Annotated in this window: 15 protein-coding genes; 10 read left to right on the forward strand and 5 right to left on the reverse strand. The window is 69.9% G+C overall.

Features of this window, described 5'->3' with window-relative positions; translation table 11 throughout:
* Positions 1-46 precede the first annotated feature (46 nt).
* The 7 genes from ACYVIO_RS18465 (at position 47) to ACYVIO_RS18495 (ending at position 9,342) form a co-directional block, all read left to right on the forward strand.
* Positions 47-874, forward strand: coding sequence for a TIGR03936 family radical SAM-associated protein (locus tag ACYVIO_RS18465; RefSeq protein ID WP_460652012.1), 828 nt, complete (start codon positions 47-49; stop codon positions 872-874).
* A 143-nt stretch (positions 875-1,017) separates the two neighbouring features.
* Positions 1,018-4,305, forward strand: coding sequence for an Rne/Rng family ribonuclease (locus ACYVIO_RS18470; protein WP_460652013.1), 3,288 nt, complete (start codon positions 1,018-1,020; stop codon positions 4,303-4,305).
* A 154-nt stretch (positions 4,306-4,459) separates the two neighbouring features.
* The gene (gene rplU, locus ACYVIO_RS18475) at positions 4,460-4,777 is read left to right on the forward strand and encodes a 50S ribosomal protein L21 (protein ID WP_344173618.1); all 318 of its coding nucleotides are present in this window, start codon (positions 4,460-4,462) and stop codon (positions 4,775-4,777) included.
* A 12-nt stretch (positions 4,778-4,789) separates the two neighbouring features.
* Positions 4,790-5,050: a 50S ribosomal protein L27 gene (rpmA, locus tag ACYVIO_RS18480; RefSeq protein WP_184793470.1), complete on the forward strand. Its 261-nt coding sequence runs from the start codon at positions 4,790-4,792 to the stop codon at positions 5,048-5,050.
* Positions 5,051-5,169: 119 nt separating this feature from the next.
* Positions 5,170-6,804, forward strand: coding sequence for a GTPase ObgE (obgE, locus tag ACYVIO_RS18485; RefSeq protein ID WP_460652014.1), 1,635 nt, complete (start codon positions 5,170-5,172; stop codon positions 6,802-6,804).
* 59 nt (positions 6,805-6,863) lie between these two features.
* A complete protein-coding gene (gene proB, locus ACYVIO_RS18490) occupies positions 6,864-7,976 on the forward strand; it encodes a glutamate 5-kinase (protein WP_460652015.1) in 1,113 nt (370 codons plus the stop codon).
* A gap of 205 nt (positions 7,977-8,181) precedes the next feature.
* Complete coding sequence (locus ACYVIO_RS18495; RefSeq protein ID WP_460652016.1) at positions 8,182-9,342, forward strand: helix-turn-helix domain-containing protein; 1,161 nt, start codon at positions 8,182-8,184, stop codon at positions 9,340-9,342.
* On the opposite strand, the gene ACYVIO_RS18500 is transcribed toward ACYVIO_RS18495, so the two are convergent.
* Both ACYVIO_RS18500 and ACYVIO_RS18505 read right to left on the reverse strand, forming a co-directional pair.
* Entirely contained in the window at positions 9,339-9,968 is a 630-nt protein-coding gene (locus tag ACYVIO_RS18500; protein WP_460652017.1) for an SRPBCC family protein, read from the reverse strand. The genes ACYVIO_RS18495 and ACYVIO_RS18500 overlap by 4 nt on opposite strands.
* Entirely contained in the window at positions 9,961-10,101 is a 141-nt protein-coding gene (locus tag ACYVIO_RS18505) for a hypothetical protein (protein ID WP_460652018.1), read from the reverse strand. The genes ACYVIO_RS18500 and ACYVIO_RS18505 overlap by 8 nt, the downstream gene beginning before the upstream one ends.
* A gap of 61 nt (positions 10,102-10,162) precedes the next feature.
* Here ACYVIO_RS18505 and ACYVIO_RS18510 point away from each other — a divergent pair, with 61 nt between their 5' ends.
* Positions 10,163-10,669, forward strand: coding sequence for an HXXEE domain-containing protein (locus ACYVIO_RS18510; protein ID WP_460652019.1), 507 nt, complete (start codon positions 10,163-10,165; stop codon positions 10,667-10,669).
* A gap of 51 nt (positions 10,670-10,720) precedes the next feature.
* The gene (locus ACYVIO_RS18515) at positions 10,721-11,965 is read left to right on the forward strand and encodes a glutamate-5-semialdehyde dehydrogenase (protein ID WP_460652020.1); all 1,245 of its coding nucleotides are present in this window, start codon (positions 10,721-10,723) and stop codon (positions 11,963-11,965) included.
* Between the two features lie 618 nt (positions 11,966-12,583).
* On the opposite strand, the gene ACYVIO_RS18520 is transcribed toward ACYVIO_RS18515, so the two are convergent.
* Both ACYVIO_RS18520 and ACYVIO_RS18525 read right to left on the reverse strand, forming a co-directional pair.
* Entirely contained in the window at positions 12,584-13,273 is a 690-nt protein-coding gene (locus ACYVIO_RS18520) for a 4'-phosphopantetheinyl transferase family protein (RefSeq protein WP_460652021.1), read from the reverse strand.
* Complete coding sequence (locus ACYVIO_RS18525) at positions 13,270-14,136, reverse strand: winged helix-turn-helix transcriptional regulator (RefSeq protein WP_460652022.1); 867 nt, start codon at positions 14,134-14,136, stop codon at positions 13,270-13,272. The genes ACYVIO_RS18520 and ACYVIO_RS18525 overlap by 4 nt, the downstream gene beginning before the upstream one ends.
* Before the next feature lie 122 nt (positions 14,137-14,258).
* On the opposite strand from ACYVIO_RS18525, the gene ACYVIO_RS18530 reads away from it, so the two are divergent.
* A complete protein-coding gene (locus ACYVIO_RS18530; protein ID WP_460652023.1) occupies positions 14,259-15,455 on the forward strand; it encodes an MFS transporter in 1,197 nt (398 codons plus the stop codon).
* Here the strand turns inward: ACYVIO_RS18530 and ACYVIO_RS18535 are convergent.
* Positions 15,388-15,837 (reverse strand): Lrp/AsnC family transcriptional regulator, encoded by a 450-nt coding sequence (locus tag ACYVIO_RS18535; RefSeq protein WP_363676032.1) that lies wholly within the window; start codon positions 15,835-15,837, stop codon positions 15,388-15,390. The genes ACYVIO_RS18530 and ACYVIO_RS18535 overlap by 68 nt on opposite strands.
* Positions 15,838-15,954: the final 117 nt, after the last annotated feature.

Below are 15,954 nucleotides of genomic sequence, written 5' to 3' on the forward strand. Positions count from 1 at the left end.
AGCGGTGAAATGTGAGCGGCGGGGCTCGGACTGCCAGAATGCGCGTGTGGCACCTGTTCAAGCTCCGCCGTCCCAGCAGCTCCCCGCGGTCCAGAAGTTGCGCGTGCGCTTCGCCAAGCGCGGACGCCTGCGCTTCACCTCGCACCGCGACTTCCAGCGCGCCTTCGAGCGGGCGGTCCGGCGCGCGGAGCTCCCGGTGGCGTTCTCGCACGGCTTCAGCCCGCACCCGAAGATCTCGTACGCCGGCGCCGCGCCGACCGGCGCGGCCTCCGAGGCGGAGTACTTGGAGATCTCGCTCACACACGAGCGCGAGCCGGACGTCGTACGGGCTGCCCTGGACGAGGCGCTCCCGACGGGGCTGGACGTGCTGGACGTGGTGACTGCCGCGGGTGGGTCGCTGGCCGAGCAGCTGGAGGCCAGCGAGTGGGAGATCGCGTTGCCGGGGGTGGATCCGGCCGACGCGACCGGCGCGGTGGAGGCGTTCCTCGCGCGCGAGGAAATTCTGGTCGAGCGCATGACCAAACGGGGACTTCGCTCGTTCGACTGTCGGGAGGCCGTTCTCCGACTCACCGTCGGTAGTGGAACGGCTTCGGTTGAGACGTGTGCGATACTGCAAGTGGTGTTACGGCACGGAACCCCGGCCGTGAGACCCGACGACGTTCTCGCCGGCGTGCTCGAAGTAGCGACGCTTCCGGTGACGGGCCCGGCTCTTCTGACCAGGCTCGCCCAGGGCCCGCTCATCGCGGCCTCCGGCACAGTGGACGATCCGCTCGCTCGTGACCGCGACGCCAACCAGGCGACCGCGACCGGCCAGGCGGTAGACCATGAGACGCACCACGCGGAGGGCGACGTCGCCGCTCCGACTGCGCCCTGAAGCGCGGGGGAGCGGGACCCAGCAGGCTTCCGCCGTGCCGGCCACCCGCCGGAAACGGCGAGACCGTGACCGCCCCCTGGGCGCGCCGGACCCGTGACAGGGGTCGCAGGATGCGCCGGAGGGCCTGAGGAGACCCGCACTGCATGCTCGACAACGAGCCCAACACCACTGAGGCCGACGACTCGGCCCCCACCCAGTCGGCCCGCAAGGCCGCCGCGAAGAAGACCGCCGCCAAGAAGGCGACGGCCAAGACCGCCACCACCCGCAAGCGCACGGTCAAGAAGACCGCCGCGCCCGCCGAGGTGAGCACCCAGTCCGACGCCGAGAGCGCCGACCCGGCCCCGGCTCCGGTGAAGAAGGCCGCCGCCCGCAAGACCGCCGCCAAGGCCCCCGCCAAGAAGGCGGCCGCCAAGCGCACGGTCAAGAAGGCCGCGGCAGCCCCCGCCGAGGACACCAGCACGTCCGACGCCGGCCCGGTCGTCGAAACCCCGGCCCCGGCGAAGAAGACCACCCGCCGCCGCACCACGAAGAAGGCCGCGGCCCCCCAGCCCGACCTCCTCACCCCCGACTCCCCGCTGACCGATGGCCCCGTAGCCGACGCGGTGGAAGAGGACGAGGAAGCCCTGGCTCTGGCCGAGGCCGAGGCTGCCCAGGCAGCCGCCGGCACCACCCAGGCCGGGTCCACCCAGGCCGGGTCCACCCAGGCCGGCACCACCCAGGCCGGGTCCACCCAGGCCGGGACCGGCCGCCGCGGCCGGTCCGCCCGCTCGGGCGAGACCACCTCTGCCCGATCGGGCAATGCTGCTTCGGGCACAACTGGCGCCGCAGCGGCCTCAGCCACAGGCGACGCTTCCGGCGCCGGCCAGGCCTCCCGCACCACCGCCGAGACGGCACCCAAGTCGGTCACCACCACCGGCACGTCTTACGTGACCGTCGGCGGCGGCACCCCCGCGGCGGCTGAAGAGCCTGCCGCCGAGGAAGCCCCCCAGCGCCGCAGCCGCCGTCGCGCTCCCGTCGCAGCCCCCCTGTTCCAGGCGCCCGTCGAGGTCGCCCCCCAGGCCGCCGCGACCAGCCCGGTCGAGGCCACGCCGGAGACGACCGAGACGACGACCCCGCGCAAGCGGACGCGTAGCCGCCGGGGTGCGGCTGCTGAGGTCGACGTACAGAACGGCGAGCAGCAGACCGACGTACCGGAGACCACGAACGAGACCGAGGAGCAGCCGACCACGCGTCGCCGTCGCTCCCGTCGTGGCGCGGCCGCCGAGGAGATCGCCGAGGCGACGACCGAGGCGACCGAGGACGTTGTCGACGATTCGGCCGATGACGATGGTGAAGAGGACGGCGAGGGCACCCGTCGTCGCCGTCGCCGCCGTGGAGGCCGTCGTCGCCGCAAGTCGGGCGAGGGCGCGGACGACAACGCCGACGACTCCTCCGACGAGGACGAGAACGACGACGAGCAGTCCGCCGAGGCCGACGCCGAGGACGACGGCGAGCAGTCCGACGACGAGGGCTCCGGCAGCTCGTCGCGCCGTCGCCGTCGCCGTCGTCGCCGCAAGGGCGAAGAGGGCGCCGGTGCGGCCGACGACCCGGACGAGACCGTCGTACGGGTTCGTGAGCCGCGCAGCAAGAACACCTCGAACGAGATCACCGCGGTCGAGGGCTCGACCCGCCTGGAGGCGAAGAAGCAGCGCCGCCGTGAGGGTCGCGCCGCCGGCCGTCGCCGCGCGCCGATCGTCAGCGAGGCCGAGTTCCTGGCCCGTCGCGAGTCGGTCGAGCGGGCGATGGTGATCCGTGCCCGCGGTGACCTGACCCAGATCGCGGTCTCCGAGGACAACGTCCTGGTCGAGCACTACGTCGCCCAGGAGGAGCAGGTCTCCCTGATCGGCAACGTGTACCTCGGCCGGGTGCAGAACGTGCTGCCCAGCATGGAGGCCGCGTTCATCGACATCGGCAAGGGCCGCAACGCGGTCCTGTACGCCGGTGAGGTCGACTGGGCCACGCTCGGCGGCGGCAACGGCCCGCGCAAGATCGAGTCGGTGCTGAAGTCCGGCCAGGCCGTCCTGGTCCAGGTGACCAAGGACCCGATCGGTCACAAGGGCGCCCGGCTCACCAACCAGATCAGCCTGCCCGGCCGGTACGTCGTGTACGTGCCGCGCGGCGGCAACGGCGGGATCAGCCGCAAGCTGCCCGACACCGAGCGCAACCGGCTCAAGACCATCCTCAAGGACATCGTCCCGGACGAGGCGGGCGTCATCGTCCGTACGGCGGCCGAGGGCGCGACCGAGGAGGAGCTGACCGCCGACGTCAGCCGCCTGCAGGCGTACTGGACCGAGATCGACAAGCTGTCGAAGTCGGGCCAGGCACCGCAGCTGCTGCACGGCGAGCCGGACCTGCTGATCCGCGTCGTCCGCGACCTGTTCACCGAGGACTTCACCAAGCTGGTGATCTCCGGTGACGACGCCTTCGACCAGGTCAGCGAGTACGTCTCGTCGGTCGCGCCGCACCTGGCCGACCGGGTCGAGAAGTGGACCGGCGACAACGACGTGTTCGCGAACTTCCGGATCGACGAGCAGATCAAGAAGGCGCTGGATCGCAAGGTCTGGCTGCCGTCGGGCGGCTCGCTGATCATCGACCGGACCGAGGCGATGACCGTCGTCGACGTCAACACCGGCAAGTTCACCGGCTCCGGGGGCAACCTCGAGGAGACGGTCACCAAGAACAACCTGGAAGCGGCCGAGGAGATCGTCCGCCAGCTGCGGCTGCGCGACATCGGCGGCATCATCGTGATCGACTTCATCGACATGGTGCTGGAGTCCAACCGCGACCTCGTACTGCGCCGGCTGGTGGAGTGCCTGGGCCGCGACCGGACCAAGCACCAGGTCGCCGAGGTGACCTCGCTGGGCCTGGTCCAGATGACCCGCAAGCGGATCGGTACCGGGCTGCTCGAGGCGTTCAGCGAGAACTGCGACCACTGCGGTGGACGCGGCCTGATCCTGCACGACGAGCCGAAGGAGTCCCGCCGCGGCGGGGGTCGCGGCCAGCAGCAGCCGGAGCAGAAGAACGGTCACGACCACGCGAAGGCGTCCGCTCCGGAAGGCGAGGGCCGCAAGAGCTCACGCCGCAACCGGGGCAAGGGCCGGCGCGACGACGAGCAGACCGAGACCGCCGAGGCGCCGCACAACGGCGACGCCGCGCAGCGCCTGGCCCAGATCGCCGCCGCCTCCGCAGCGTCGAACGGGCACGGGGACGAGGCTCCGGCCTCGGACGTCGAGGAGCGTCAGAGCGACGTACAGGATGCTGCTTCGGAGGCTCCGGCCGCCGAGGAGAACGGTTCCACGCGGACCCGTCGTCGCCGCAGCAGCCGGAGCCGGTCGAAGACGGCCGATTCCGACGCGGACAGCGCTCCGGAGCTCGTGACGACCGCTCCCTAGGCCGTTTTGAAGTTTGCGACGCTCGCGTAGTAAACTTCCCATTCGGTGCGCATCCTGCGTGCCTCCTTTGTGTGGGCCCCGGTGTGTTGGTTGTTGATGCAGCTCCGCCGGGGGCCCGGTAAGTCTTCCGAACAAACAGAGAGTGAGATCCACGGTGTACGCGATCGTGCGCAGTGGCGGCACCCAGCAGAAGGTCGCCGTCGGCGATGTCATCGAGATCGACAGCCTGACGGACCAGGTCGGCGACACGGTGTCGCTGCCCGCAGTCCTCGTCGTCGATGGCGACACCGTGACGACCGATGCCGCCGCTTTGTCCAAGGTGGCCGTGTCGGCCGAGGTCCTCGGCCGGAGCAAGGGCCCGAAGATCACCATCCTCAAGTACAAGAACAAGACCGGTTACCGCAAGCGCCAGGGGCACCGTCAGCACTACACCCAGGTCAAGGTCACCGCGATCGACGCGAAGAAGAAGTGAGCTGATCTAGACATGGCACACAAGAAGGGCGCGGCGTCCACCCGTAACGGGCGCGACTCGAACGCGCAGCGGCTCGGCGTGAAGCGGTTCGGCGGCCAGCTGGTCAACGCCGGCGAGATCATCGTCCGGCAGCGCGGCACGCACTTCCACCCGGGCTCGCTGGTCGGCCGGGGTGGCGACGACACGCTGTTCGCGCTGGCCGAGGGGCGGGTCGAGTTCGGCACCCGTCGCGGCCGTCGCGTCGTCAACATCGTCCCGGCCCCGGCGGAGTAACACCGCCACCCGGCACGTTTGCAAGCTCTGAGAAGGGCGGGTCGCGGAATACCGCGGCCCGTCCTTCTCGCTGTTCCAGGAGAACCCTCTCCGCACCCTGCAGGAAGTAGAGAACACCGATGGCGATTCCCAGCTTTGTCGACCGGGTCACGGTGCACGTCACCGGTGGCAACGGCGGAAACGGCTGCGCCTCGGTGCACCGGGAGAAGTTCAAGCCCCTCGGCGGCCCGGACGGCGGCAACGGCGGTGACGGCGGCAGCATCATCCTGCGCGTCGACCCCGACCAGACCACGCTGGTCGACTACCACCGCTCCAGCCACCGCTCGGCGACGAACGGTGCCCAGGGCAAGGGTGACCACCAGGCCGGCAGCAAGGGCGGCGACGTCGTCCTGCCGGTCCCGGACGGCACAGTGATCAGTACGCCGGAAGGCGAGATCCTCGCCGACCTGGTCGGCCCCGGCGCGGAGTTCGTCGCGGCCGCCGGCGGCAAGGGCGGCCTGGGCAACGCGGCGCTGGCCAGCTCGGCCCGCAAGGCTCCCGGTTTCGCACTGCTCGGTGAGGACGGCGAGGAGCGCACCGTCGTCCTCGAGCTCAAGGTCGTCGCCGACGTCGGCCTGGTCGGCTTCCCGAGCGCGGGCAAGTCGTCGCTGGTCGCCTCGATCAGCCGCGCCCGGCCGAAGATCGCCGACTACCCGTTCACCACCCTGATCCCGAACCTCGGCGTCGTCGTCGCGGGCGAGACCACGTTCACCGTGGCCGACGTACCCGGCCTGATCGAGGGCGCCAGCGAGGGCCGCGGGCTCGGGCACGACTTCCTGCGCCACGTCGAGCGCTGCGCCGCGCTGATCCACGTGATCGACTGCGCGACGTACGAGCCTGGCCGGGACCCGCTGAGCGATCTCGACACGATCGAGGCCGAGCTGACCGCGCACGGCGGTCTCGAGGACCGGCCGCGGCTGATCGCGCTGAACAAGGTCGACGTTCCGGACGCGCGCGAGATCGCGGAGATGGTGACCGCGGAGCTCGAAGAGCGCGGCATGAAGGTGTTCTCGATCTCGACCGCCAGCCACGAGGGCCTGGACGCGCTGAAGTTCGCGATGGCCGAGATCGTGACGAAGCGACGGGCGGAGACGGCGAAGCCTGACACCACCCGGATCATCATCCGGCCGCAGGCGACCGGCGGCATCGAGTTCAAGGTGAAGAAGACCCCCGACGGCACCTGGCTGGTGCAGGGCGACAAGCCCGAGCGCTGGGTTCGGCAGACCGATTTCACCAACGCCGAGGCCACCGGGTACTTGGCCGACCGGCTGAACCGGCTCGGCGTCGAGAAGGAACTGCTCGAGCGCGGCGCGATGGCCGGCGACGGCGTGATGATCGGCGACGGCCCGAACGCGGTCGTGTTCGACTTCGCTCCCGACGTACAGGCCGGTGCCGAGCTGCTGTCGCGACGCGGTGAGGACCACCGCCTCGAGGAGGACCGTCCGGCCGCGCAGCGCAAGAAGGCCAAGGACGAGATGTACCACGCTCGCCGTTCCGGCGAGATCGAGCCGTCGCCGGACCTGTCGGAGTACGGCGCGGGCTGGACCGCGGACGAGGTCGACCTGTCCCCGGCCGAGTCGAAGGCGGCCCAGAAGGCTGCCGAGCGCCTCGCCCGCAAGCAGGCCCGCGAGCTGGAGGCCGAGCAGGAACTGCAGGCCGAGCTCGCGTACGCCGCCGGTCAGGACATCGACATCGAGGCGGAAGACCGCAAGTAGGTGCCTTGGGCCCGCAATGATGGGGGCCTAAGGCAACTGCATCCCTGGTGGGAGAACTGATGAAACGCCGCGCGGAGGTCGTTCAGGCCGCCCGAATCGTCGTGAAGGTCGGGTCGTCGTCACTGACCCAGCGGGGCCGGATCGATCTCGACCGGCTCCGCCTGCTCGTCGACGCCCTCGCCGCCCGGCGGGTCGAGGGCACCGAAGTCGTGCTGGTCTCGTCCGGCGCGATCGCCGCCGGACTGGCGCCGATGGGGCTGCGCTCGCGACCGCGTGATCTGGCGACCCAGCAGGCCGCCGCGTCGGTCGGGCAGGGCCTGCTGATGGCGCGCTACAGCGACGCCTTCGCCGCACACGGCCTGCGGGTTGGGCAGGTCCTGTTGACGGTCGACGACGTCACCCGCCGCTCGCACTACCGCAACGCGTACCGCACCTTCGCGAGGTTGCTGGAGCTCGGCGTGGTCCCGATCGTCAACGAGAACGACACGGTCGCCACCACCGAGATCCGCTTCGGCGACAACGACCGCCTGGCCGCTTTGACGAGCCACTTGGTCCACACGGACCTTTTGGTCCTGCTGTCCGACGTAGACGGCCTCTACAACGGCGACCCCCGCAAGCCCGGCACGACGATGATCCCCGAGGTCCGAGGCCCCGAGGACCTGAAGTCGCTGCAGATCGGCCGCACCGGTTCCTCAGGTGTCGGCACCGGCGGCATGCAAACAAAGGTCGAAGCCGCCGCAATCGCCACCGCAGCAGGCATCCCCGTCGTACTGACCTCCGCCGGCCGAGTAGGCGAGGCCCTCCGAGGCGACCCGGTAGGCACCCTCTTCCACCCCACCGGCCGCCGAGCCAAGACCCGCCTCCTCTGGCTCCAACACGCCACCTCCGGCCAGGGTCGCCTCCAGCTGGACGAGGGCGCAGTCCGAGCAGTCACCGAACGCCGCACCTCACTGCTCCCGGCCGGAATCCTCACAGTAGAAGGCAATTTCTCCGCCGGCGACCCCGTCGACCTCGTCTCACCCGCCGGCCTGGTGATCGCCCGAGGCCTGGTCAACTACGACGCCACAGAACTCCCCGACCTCCTCGGCCGCTCCACCCGAGACCTGGCGAAGGAACTCGGCGCGGCGTACGAACGAGAAGTAGTCCACAGAGACGACCTTGTCCTGCTCTGAGAACAAGAGCGACAAGAGCTGAAGAGCAAAGAAGAAGACTTTTGAGTATTGGCTGAGGTTGCGGGTCCGCTGAGGCCGGCGGTGGGCTGAGGTGGGCGACGAACCGCTGGGCCAAGGCGGCAGCTCTGCACCCCGGAGCTGGTCGGTTGGAAGGCAGGTCCGACGCGGATGCAGGGATCCAGGTCGGTGGGTGACACTGGGGAACGTGAGCTTCGGCAGTCGCCTCAAGGAGTATCGCGAGCACCGGGGATGGTCGCTGGCGGATTTGGCGCGGGCTACTCACTACAGCCGGGGCTACTTGTCGAATGTGGAGAACGGGCGGAAGGCTGCGAACGAGGACCTGGCTCGCGTCTGCGACGAGGCTTTGCGGGCGAAAGGTGAGCTGATCGCGGCCGCCAAGGCTGACACCGTTGGACGACTCGACGAGATTCCTTGGCAGACAGCTGAGTTGGTTCAGCGGCTACAGGCCAGCGACGCTACTTCGCAGACGTTGGAGTCGCTCCGGGCGACGGTCGAGGAATTGTGCTGCCAGTACAACCGGCGGGATGCGCTCGAGTTGCGGCAAGAGGCTCATGCGTGGCTGCAGCACGTTGACAGTCTGCTGCGTCGGCCGGTCGGGTTGAAGGCTCACCAGGACTTGCTGGTCGCAGGGGGTTGGCTCGCGCTGCTCGCGGGGTGCGTCGAGTACGACCTGGGGATGCGCTCGGCGGCTGAGTCGACCCGTACGGCGGCCATGCAGCTCGGACTTGAGGCGGGTCATCCGGAGATTGCCGGCTGGGGTCACGAGATGACGGCGTGGTTCGCACTGACGCAGGGGCGGTACCGCCAAGCGGCGGAGGCTGCCAGGAGCGGGCAGGCTGTCGCGCAGGGCAGCAGCGTGCATGTCCAGCTGATCGCGCAAGAGGCGAAAGCGCGGGCGCGGATGGGGGAGAGCGGTCTGCACAATCTGCTTGAGGTCGGCCGTGAGTTGCTCGACCACCTGCCGTACCCGGACCGGCCGGACAACCACTTCAAGATCGACCCGGCCAAGTGGGACTACTACGCGATGGACGTTCATCGGATGGCCGGCGACAACGACTTGGCGAAGGAGTACGCCGACGCCGTCATTCGCGACAACGTGACACCTGGCGGAACCGAGTTGAGCCCGATGCGGGTTTCCGAGTGCCGGCTGACGCTCGGGTTTCTGGCGGGGCGCGAGGGGGATCTGGAGCAGGCCGTCGAATGGGGCAAGACCGGTTTGAGGGTTGGGCGGCAGAGTCGCCTTCACCTGCAGATGATTGCGGGGGAGTTGGGGCGGGAATTGCGGCAGGACTATCCCAGGGAAGGGTTGGTTGGGGAGTTCGAGGATGTGCTGCAGGCCTTCTAACCGGCTGTGTAGAACTTGGTGGTGGCGGCTACCCATTGGGTGACTTGGGTGGCTGGGATGCCGGTGATTGCGGCGGTTTCGCCCCAGGCGGTGGAGCTGTGGGTGGCGGCTTGTTTGGCTTCGGGGGTGGACTCCCACGTGGTCGGGTCGATGGCGTGGTCGTTGAGGTGGTGGTTGAGGGCCAGGAGTGCCAGGTCCCAGCCGACGCCGGTGGCGCCGGGGCCGTACTGGGTCCAGGATTCGTCCGCTACGACGGCGGCGTGGGTGAGGGTGAGGCGGGTGCGGGGGCCTTCGGGGGCGAGGCGGGCTTCGACCTCGCTGATGTCCTGGGCGGTGGCGTCTTCGCCGTACAGCCAGGTGATGCGGAGGAGGCGCGGCGGTTCGCAGGCGAGGATGTCGCCGCGGGTGCTGTCGGTCAGGCGGTAGTTGCCTCCGACGCGCAGGTCGCCCTCGACCGGGAGGAACCAGCGGGCGAGGCGGTCGGTGGTGGTGAGCGCGTCCCAGACGTCCTCGATCTCCGCGGCGTACGTGCGAGACAGTACGACGGTGCGCGCGTCGCCGGCTGGGATCTTCGTCAGGCCCAGCGATCGGGTCACCGCGTTGAGCTGGTCGATGAGGTCACTCATCTGTCTCGTCCTTGTCTGCTGTCGGCTCCGGCTCGGCGGTCTCGCGTCGGCCGCGCTCCAGTTCGATGCCCAGCGCCTCCAGGCGCCGGGCCCAGAACCTGCGCAGCTGTTCCATCGGGAACCTCGCCGTCATGCTCGCAGAGTAGCAGTCGTCGCTTATATAGGCGATGGGGTATGTGTCTAGGATGTTCTGCGTGAAAGGGATTGCGTGGGGACTGCTGGCGGCGTGGGTGCTGCACGACGCCGAGGAGCTTGCGACGATGGCCGGCTGGTCGCGGGAGGCGCCGGATCAGGTGCGGGCGGTGCTGCCCGGCGTACCGGATCGGGTGGTGGATCAGTTGCCGATGTCCGGTCGGGAGGCCGCGACGGCGATCGGGCTGACCGGGGTGGTGATGGCGGCCGCGTCGCTTGCCGGGGCTCGGACTGGTGGGCGGAGTGCGTTCTTCCAGGCGGCGCTGACTGGGTTCGGCGCGCACGGCGTGACGCATCTGGCGCAGTCGGCCGCGCTCCGGCGGTACACGCCGGGGCTGGTGACGACGCCGTTGATCGTGCTCCCATTCAGCTTGTGGGCCTGGCGGCGTCTTCGCGCGTACGACGTACCGGCCGCCGCGCCGGATCGTCGCCTCGCTCTGGCGCTGGCCGCGGTCGTGCCGCTGTCTCACGCCATCGCCCGACTGCCCCGCTTACGGCGTACGCGTTGAAGCTGTGAGACGGCTGCGCATCGTGCTGGCTCGGCGGCCTACGATGAAGGGATGAGTGAGATCATCCAGCTGTGCCGGCAGGCGCGGGAGGCTTCGTACTCGTTGGCGGCGGCTTCGCGGGCGACGAAGGACGCGGCGTTGCACACGATGGCCGCGGCGTTGCGGGCGAACACCGAGCGGATCGTGACGGCCAACGCGAAGGATGTCGCGGCGGCACGCGAGGCCGGTACGGCGGAGTCGACGGTTGACCGCCTGGCGCTCGACCCGGGACGCGTGGACGCGATGGCCGCGGGGCTGGAGCAGTTGGCGGGGCTGGTGGATCCGGTGGGCGAGGTCGTCCGCGGGTACAACCTGCCGAACGGGCTGGAGCTCAAGCAGGTTCGCGTGCCGTTCGGCGTCGTCGGGATCATCTACGAGGCGCGCCCGAACGTGACCGCCGACGCGGCGGGGATCTGCCTCAAGTCGGGGAACGCGGTGCTGCTGCGCGGGTCCTCCTCGGCGGCGTCGTCGAACGAGGAGATCATCGCCGTACTGCGGGATGCCGTGGTCGAGGCCGGCCTGCCGGCGGACGTGATCCAGGGCGTGCCGGGGGACCGGGCCGCGGTCAAGGAGCTGATGCAGGCGCGCGGGCTGGTCGACGTACTGATTCCGCGCGGTGGTGCGGGACTGATCCAGACTGTGGTCACCGAGTCGACCGTGCCGGTGATCGAGACCGGCGTCGGTAACTGTCACGTGTACGTCGACGCGGACGCGGACCTGGACCTCGCGCTGACGATCCTGATGAACTCCAAGATCCAGCGGCCGAGTGTGTGCAACGCGGCGGAATCGCTGCTGGTGCACGCGTCGGTGGCGGACGAGTTCCTGGCGAAGGCGCTGCCGGCGCTGGCCGAGGCGGGTGTCACGGTGCACGGCGACCCGAAGGTGGTTGCTGCAGGCAAGGATATCCAGCCGGCCACGGACGAGGACTACGCGGCGGAGTACCACGGCCTGGAGCTGTCGGCCGCTGTCGTCGACTCGCTGGAGGCGGCGGTCGAGCACATCCGCAAGTACAGCTCCAGCCACACCGACGCGATCATCACCAAGTCGCAGGCGGCGTCGCGCCGGTTCGTCCAGGCGGTCGACTCGGCGGCAGTGGTCGTCAACGCCAGCACGCGGTTCACCGACGGTGGTGAGTACGGCTTCGGCGCGGAGATCGGGATCTCGACCCAGAAGCTGCACGCGCGCGGTCCGATGGGACTGCCGGAGATGACGTCGACGAAGTACGTGGTGATCGGCGAGGGGCAGATCAGGACCTGAGCAGGTCGGCGGGCCGAGCGGTCCGCTGGAGCAGGTGATCGCTGCGGCTCCAGGGGCGGTGGATCCGGCGCAGGGTTGGCCGGCGCGGGCAGCGCATGTTGCCTGGCCGGGCTCGGGCGTGGCTGTGGGGCCATGCCACCGACGCCCACCACTGACTAACCCTGCCTGAGCGGGTGCGGCTGAGCGTGGAGTGTGCCCTGACGACGGGGTTGATCAGTGGTGGGCGTTGGCCTGCCGACGGTCGCGCGGGTTTGGCCACTGAAGCCCGACCGAACGCCCGGCGGGCACCTGCCTCCCGCCGGGGGCAGTCGGCCCGGCGCGGGAGCGTCCGTCGGCGCGGGCGGATGGTCGTCGGCTGGCCCGGGAGCTTGGGGAGTCGCGATGCCGACGGCCACCACCGTCCAAGCCGCTCCGGTGGGTGGGGCTGAACGTGGAGTGTGGACTGGCGGCGGGGTTGAACGGTGGTGGGCGTCGGTCCACTGGACTGGCGATGGGGCTCATCTTGGGCGGGAGGGGTCGCGCCGTATCTCCACCACGCAGCAACCCGGCTTCGGTGGGAGTGGGGTGCACGGCGCAAGCGTGGTTGGTGAGTGGTGGGAGGCCGCGTACTGCTGTGGATCAAGCGGTGAGCAGTTCGGCTGCGTCCTGGAGGCTGACCTCGATCGGGTCAGCCGTGAGCGCGGCGAGGGCGGCCCGGTGATCAGGGGCTGAGGCGACGTCGATCAGCTGGATCGGGCCGGTGTGGTCCGGCCAACTCACGACCGCGGCGGGCTGGTCGGGAGGGCTGACGACCAGCTTGGTGAGGTCGGCTCGGATGCCGTCGCCGGTGGCCTTGATCGCGGCTTCCTTGCGTGTCCAGTACGTCGTGAAGGCGGCTGCGCGTTCAGCGGGCGGGCGGCGTACGAGGTCATCGGTCTCCGCCGGAGCGAGGCTCACCCGGGCCAGCGCGATGGCATCCACCGCGGGGTTGACGAGCTCGACGTCGAGGCCGATCGGCGTACTGGGATGAAAGGCCACGCCGACCAGATCGCCGGAGTGGGTGATCGAGAGTTCAGCGCCCCCGGCCCGGACCTTGCCGTGTGGCCGGCCGCAGTCGGGGCAGCGCCGATCCAGGCGGATACTTGCTGAGGGCAACTGTTGGCGCCGGGCGAGCAGGCGACGGACGATCGTGCAGCCGAGCAGGAAGCGGTCCCGGTCCTCCTGACGCTTGTACGCGGCCAGCCGCTCGCGCTCCGACGGGTCGAGATCGGCGATCCAGCCGCGATCGATGCGTTGGGTGCTGAGCCGTGCCCACCAGATCTCGATCATGCGGTGCTCAACGCCCAGCTGACCGCGTCGGGGATGTCAGTGACCGGGTAGCGAACCGCGCGGATCTCGCGGTCCGCGCCGACGACGAGCACGAACCGCTTGAGGCGTTCCAGCCCGCCGGCGCGGAAGGTCGGCAGGCGCAGGGCCGCGGTCAGCGTGAGGTCGGTGTCGGAGAGCAGCGGCTGGGCGATCTGCTCCAGCTCGGCGAACGCGAGCTGCTCGTCGGGGCGTTGCGTGCTCACGCCGTGGACGGCGATGCCGGCGGCGCGGAATTCGTTGTACCGCTCGGTGAAGAGCTTGTTCTCCAGCGTGCATCCGCGGGTGCCGGCGATGGTCGACCACTCGTCGGGCAGCGGCGTCGGCCGGCCGGTCGCGGGAAAGCCGAACACCACCGTGGCCCGCGCGTCGTTGTCGACTACATCTTTCGGCGACCCGGTGGTTGCTGAAAGCAACAATCCTGTGGGGATCCGGCGGCCGACGAGCTCGTGCAAACGCTGAGCCGGTGCTTCGGTGGGCTCGTTGGTGCCGCTGAGCTCCCCGTCGCCGAGAAGCCAGCGGTCGCCCCAGTCCTGCAGTGCGACCAGCACCGGGAGCAGCGCCTGGCCGCGCGGAGTCAGCCGGTAGGTGTAGCGAGTCGGCCGTTCCTGGTACGCCGTACGCTCGACGACCCCGCTGTCCATGAGCCCGACCAGCCGCTCGGTCAGCACCTTGCGCGAGATGCGCAGCGAGTCGGCGAGCAGGTCGAAGCGGTCGAGCCCGCGGGCGAGGTCGCGCACGATCAGCAGCTCCCAGGGGTCGCCGACGACCGCGAGCGACTGCGCGACCGCACAGTCCGGCTCAGGTGAGAAACTGCTCCGCCGCACCTGTCGTCCTCCCTCACCGCAGTCGCTCGCCGGCCAACAGCCGACTCCGAATCCTGTTGCGCCCAACTTAGTCGGCCGAGTAGGTTCCCGCCAGGAACTCAGCGAACGTAAAGGGGAGAAGGATGAATTTCTGGCGCCGCATCGCCGATCTCCCCGGCTGGCTCAAAGCCGTGATGCTAGGCCAGCTGGTCAGCTCCGCCGGCGCGCTGGCCTGGATCTACCTCACCCTCTACCTCGTCGACGACCGCGGCCTGAGCGCCCAGCAGGCCGGGTTCGCCGCAGCGGCGTACGGCGTCGGCCTGCTCGGCGGCAACCTCGGCGGCGGCTGGGTCGGCGATCGGTTCGGACTCCGTACGGCGGCGATCGGCAGCCAGCTGACCTGGGCAGCGGCCTGCCTGGCGATGCCAGTCGTCCCCAACAGCGCCCTGGCCGTCACAGCCGTCATTGCCGGGCTCTGTGGTGGAGCGAGTCGCCCCAACCTCAGTGCGCTCGTCGCGACCGCCATGCCCGCCGACCGGCGACGAGAAGGGATCGCGCTGTCGCGGACCGCCAGCAACGCGGGCTTCACCATTGGCCCTCCGCTGGGCGGCCTGCTGGCGGCGTACAACTTCTCGCTGGTCTTCGTGGTCGACGCGGTGAGCAGTCTGGTCCTGGCGGTCGTGGTCTGGCGCTGGGTCCCACCAGCGGCACGTGTCGTGGCGCGGCAGGCCACCGGTGTCTGGCGGGCGCTGAGGCAGGACAGGCCAACCGTCGTACTGCTCGCTGCGATCGTCGTGGTCGACACGGCGTACCGGCAGCTCTTCGCGACAATGCCCCTGCTGCTGCGAGACACCGGCTCGCCAGCGGTCGCGTACGGCGTACTGATCGGGCTGAGCTCGGTAGTGATCGTCCTGCTCGAGGCGCCGCTGGCAGTGCGGCTGGCGGGCCACCAGGCTCGCCGGGTGATCGCAGTGGGCTTCCTGCTCGTCGGACTGGGCCTGGCGGTGCTGGGAGTGTGGCCGGCGCTCGTCGGCGCCGCTGTAGCGGTAGCGGTGATCACCGCGGGGGAGATGCTCTACAAACCGACTGCGACTGCTCACGTGGCCGACGCTGCGCCAGAGGGGATGGTCGGCCGCTACAGCAGCCTGTACGCCGCTGCGTCGATCAGCGGGATGTTCCTGGCGCCGGCACTCGGCGGTACGGCGTACGAGCACGTGCCGGCGCTCCTGTACCCAGCGGCCGCCGTACTGGCTCTGGCAGCGGCCGCAGCCGTCACTGCGGCAGGGGAGCGGGCCGTGCTTCCCAGCGGGTCGACAGGACGACAGTCGTCCGGGTCCTGACCACGCCGTTGACCCGGCGGAGCTGGCCGACGACCGCCTCCAGCTGGGTGACGTCGGCGACGCGCACCTTGACCACCAGTTCCTGGTCCCCGGCGACGAACCAGCAGTCCTCGACCGCCTCGATCTCGCGGACGCCGTCGACGATGTCGTCGGTCTCCACGTCGTCGCGCTGGAACAGCCCGATCAGCGCGCTCGTCCCGAGCCCGACCTGGTCCGGCGCGACCACCGCGCGGTAGCCGAGCAGGACGCCGCGCTCCTCGAGCCGCTTCACCCGCTCCTGGACGCTCGGGCCGGACAGCCCGACGACCCGGCCGAGCTCGGCCCAGCTGGACCGGCCGTTGGCCCGCAGGGCCTCGACCAGCTGTCGATCGATCACGTCCATGAATCCTCCCGTTAACCGCAGATTCGTAGGGAGATCGTCTGATCTGCCTTTAATTCGTTTGTGTTCGCCGAGTGTACGACGTACAATTTCAACTAGTCGGGGATGCCCCTCCGACTG

The sequence above is a fragment of the Kribbella endophytica genome, assembly GCF_054781295.1.

Bases quoted from the DNA above. Each gene is read 5' to 3' on its own strand.
- proB (WP_460652015.1), top strand. From the start codon at position 6,864: ATGAAACGCCGCGCGGAGGTCGTTCAGGCCGCCCGAATCGTCGTGAAG.
- rpmA (WP_184793470.1), top strand. From the start codon at position 4,790: ATGGCACACAAGAAGGGCGCGGCGTCCACCCGTAACGGGCGCGACTCG.
- ACYVIO_RS18515 (WP_460652020.1), top strand. From the start codon at position 10,721: ATGAGTGAGATCATCCAGCTGTGCCGGCAGGCGCGGGAGGCTTCGTAC.
- ACYVIO_RS18470 (WP_460652013.1), top strand. From the start codon at position 1,018: ATGCTCGACAACGAGCCCAACACCACTGAGGCCGACGACTCGGCCCCC.
- obgE (WP_460652014.1), top strand. From the start codon at position 5,170: ATGGCGATTCCCAGCTTTGTCGACCGGGTCACGGTGCACGTCACCGGT.
- ACYVIO_RS18530 (WP_460652023.1), top strand. From the start codon at position 14,259: ATGAATTTCTGGCGCCGCATCGCCGATCTCCCCGGCTGGCTCAAAGCC.
- ACYVIO_RS18535 (WP_363676032.1), bottom strand. From the start codon at position 15,837: ATGGACGTGATCGATCGACAGCTGGTCGAGGCCCTGCGGGCCAACGGC.
- ACYVIO_RS18500 (WP_460652017.1), bottom strand. From the start codon at position 9,968: ATGAGTGACCTCATCGACCAGCTCAACGCGGTGACCCGATCGCTGGGC.
- ACYVIO_RS18505 (WP_460652018.1), bottom strand. From the start codon at position 10,101: ATGACGGCGAGGTTCCCGATGGAACAGCTGCGCAGGTTCTGGGCCCGG.
- ACYVIO_RS18520 (WP_460652021.1), bottom strand. From the start codon at position 13,273: ATGATCGAGATCTGGTGGGCACGGCTCAGCACCCAACGCATCGATCGC.